Raw genomic sequence first — 1,946 nt, 5'->3', positions numbered from 1 at the left:
GCTACCTCGCCGGACTCCATCTCCGCGCCTCCATGATCTGGATCAAGGACCTCGCGCGGACCATCCATTGATCACAACTGGATACAGGCCCTAGGGCGGAACGGCACCCGGGTATGTGACCGCGCTTACCTACGGGCCAGTAGATCCCTCGCCCAGGTCCGGTTGCCGGTAGCGGACCCGGGTGGGTCCATGGAGATGGGCGCATGACCGAGAAGAGGGAGCGAGGCGGCGCATGGGCATCGACGTGGCCGTGGAGCGGGTGATCCCGCTGCCCCGTGAGCGGGTGGCCGCCTACGCGATGGACTGGCGCCACGACGCGGAGTGGACACAGGGCATCCGTACGGCGGAGCTGACGCGCCAGGCCGATGGCGGCGGCTTCGGGGTCGGCGCCGAGGTGACCCGTACCGCGTACTTCCTGGGCAAGCGGATCGACTACGTGCTGCGCGTCGCCGTCCACGATCCGCCGCGGTTGCTGGACATGGTGTCGGTTGCGGGCCCGATGCCCATGCATGTGACGTACACCTTCGACCCGGACCCCGGCGGCGGCACCATCGCCCGGATCCGCGTAAGGGGTGACGCGTCCGGCCTGTACGGTCTCGCTGCGCCGCTCATGGGGCGCAAGGTGCGATCCTCGCTGGTCAAGGATCTGCGGGATCTGGAACAGCGGCTGAGCGCGCCGCGGGACTGATCACGAGGACGGCATGGCATTCGACGAGGGACTGGCGGAGCGGGTCCGTGCCCACCTGGGCGCGGATCCCGCGGTCATGGAGAAGCGGATGTTCGGCGGCCTGGCCTTCCTGCACGCCGGCAACATGGCCGTGGGCGTGATCGGCGACGACCTGATGGTCCGGGTCGGCCCCGACGCCACCGACACCGCCCTCGCACGCCCGGGAGCGCGGGTCTTCGACTTCACCGGCCGCCCGATGCGCGGCTGGGTCGTCGTAGACGCCTCAGTATTGACCGAGGACGAGGCCCTGGCCGAATGGGTGGACCAGGGGTACGCGTTCGCCGCCGGTCTGCCCCCCAAGTGACGTGACGCGCCGGCGTTCGGACAGGAGTCGCAGGGGCCGTCGGCGAGGCCTAGCGTGGACGGAGGGGCCTGTTCCGCTCTGCTGAGAGGAGTGGTCGCCATGGCGGGACGTAGCCGGAGCGAGGTGGAGGCGGAGATCAAGGAGACCTTGGGACTCGTGCCTCATTTCTTCTCCCGGATCCCCGACGACCTGCTGGACTACGAGTGGGAGATCTTCAAGAAGCTCGAGCTCGGCGAGACGCTGATCCCGAACAAGTACAAGGAACTGATCGGGATCGCGCTGCACTCGGAGACGAAGTGCCGTTACTGCACGCTCTTCCACACCGAGGCGGCGAAACTCTTCGGGGCCACGGACGAGGAGATCCAGGAAGCGGTCCACTACGCGAAGAACAGCCTCGGCTGGAGCGGGTACCTCAACGGCATCCGCGAGGACTACGACGACTTCGAGAAGGAACTCGGCCAGATCAAGGAATACCTGTCGTCGAAGGGCTGATCATGCACCTGGAGTGGGCCCGGCCCGGCGTCTTGCGCGCGACCGCGCACGCCTTCGAGTTCGCGGCGCTGGTGGCCGCCGCCCGTTACGTGGCCGAGTTCGCTCCGCCCGACATCCCCGAGGAATCGCTGGAGCAGCTCAAACACGTGCTGAGCGACTACGACACCCAGGCACGCCGACTGCATGGCACGCCCGCCCCGGACGGGCCATGAAAGACGCCGCACGCGCGCCGCATGCCCGACGGCGCGACGGCCGTTCGCCGGCGCTGCCCGGGCTCGTTCCGTGCGGGCGGGCCACGCCGTAGCACCATGATCGCCCTCGGACGGGTGGGGCCGTCGACGAATTAGTGGGTTGATTCGCGTTCGCGGTCTGCGGCTGTCGCGTGCATGACGTAGTTGGCGAGGTCGCTGGGGTCGATCAAGC

At 68.3% G+C, this 1,946-nt stretch carries 4 protein-coding genes; all 4 read left to right on the top strand.

Annotation, left to right across the window (positions count from 1 at the left end):
* Positions 1-232 precede the first annotated feature (232 nt).
* The 4 genes from ACGF2Y_RS36605 to ACGF2Y_RS36590 all read left to right on the top strand — a co-directional run bounded on the left by ACGF2Y_RS36605 (position 233) and on the right by ACGF2Y_RS36590 (position 1,735).
* Positions 233-688: an SRPBCC family protein gene (locus ACGF2Y_RS36605; RefSeq protein ID WP_071278493.1), complete on the top strand. Its 456-nt coding sequence runs from the start codon at positions 233-235 to the stop codon at positions 686-688.
* A 13-nt stretch (positions 689-701) separates the two neighbouring features.
* Complete coding sequence (locus tag ACGF2Y_RS36600) at positions 702-1,031, top strand: TfoX/Sxy family protein (protein ID WP_071278495.1); 330 nt, start codon at positions 702-704, stop codon at positions 1,029-1,031.
* Between the two features lie 99 nt (positions 1,032-1,130).
* Positions 1,131-1,523: a carboxymuconolactone decarboxylase family protein gene (locus ACGF2Y_RS36595; protein WP_071278497.1), complete on the top strand. Its 393-nt coding sequence runs from the start codon at positions 1,131-1,133 to the stop codon at positions 1,521-1,523.
* Between the two features lie 2 nt (positions 1,524-1,525).
* The gene (locus tag ACGF2Y_RS36590) at positions 1,526-1,735 is read left to right on the top strand and encodes a hypothetical protein (RefSeq protein WP_392956412.1); all 210 of its coding nucleotides are present in this window, start codon (positions 1,526-1,528) and stop codon (positions 1,733-1,735) included.
* Positions 1,736-1,946 lie beyond the last annotated feature (211 nt).

Source organism: Streptomyces sp. NPDC048142 (assembly GCF_043202835.1).
Taxonomy (GTDB): Bacteria; Actinomycetota; Actinomycetes; order Streptomycetales; family Streptomycetaceae; genus Streptomyces.
Note: the sequence above shows the minus strand (reverse complement) of the source record. Positions and strands in the feature narration are given on the sequence as shown.

What these genes read in the sequence shown, in the direction of transcription:
- ACGF2Y_RS36605 (WP_071278493.1), top strand. Translation starts at nt 233, where the DNA reads ATGGGCATCGACGTGGCCGTGGAGCGGGTGATCCCGCTGCCCCGTGAG.
- ACGF2Y_RS36600 (WP_071278495.1), top strand. Translation starts at nt 702, where the DNA reads ATGGCATTCGACGAGGGACTGGCGGAGCGGGTCCGTGCCCACCTGGGC.
- ACGF2Y_RS36595 (WP_071278497.1), top strand. Translation starts at nt 1,131, where the DNA reads ATGGCGGGACGTAGCCGGAGCGAGGTGGAGGCGGAGATCAAGGAGACC.
- ACGF2Y_RS36590 (WP_392956412.1), top strand. Translation starts at nt 1,526, where the DNA reads ATGCACCTGGAGTGGGCCCGGCCCGGCGTCTTGCGCGCGACCGCGCAC.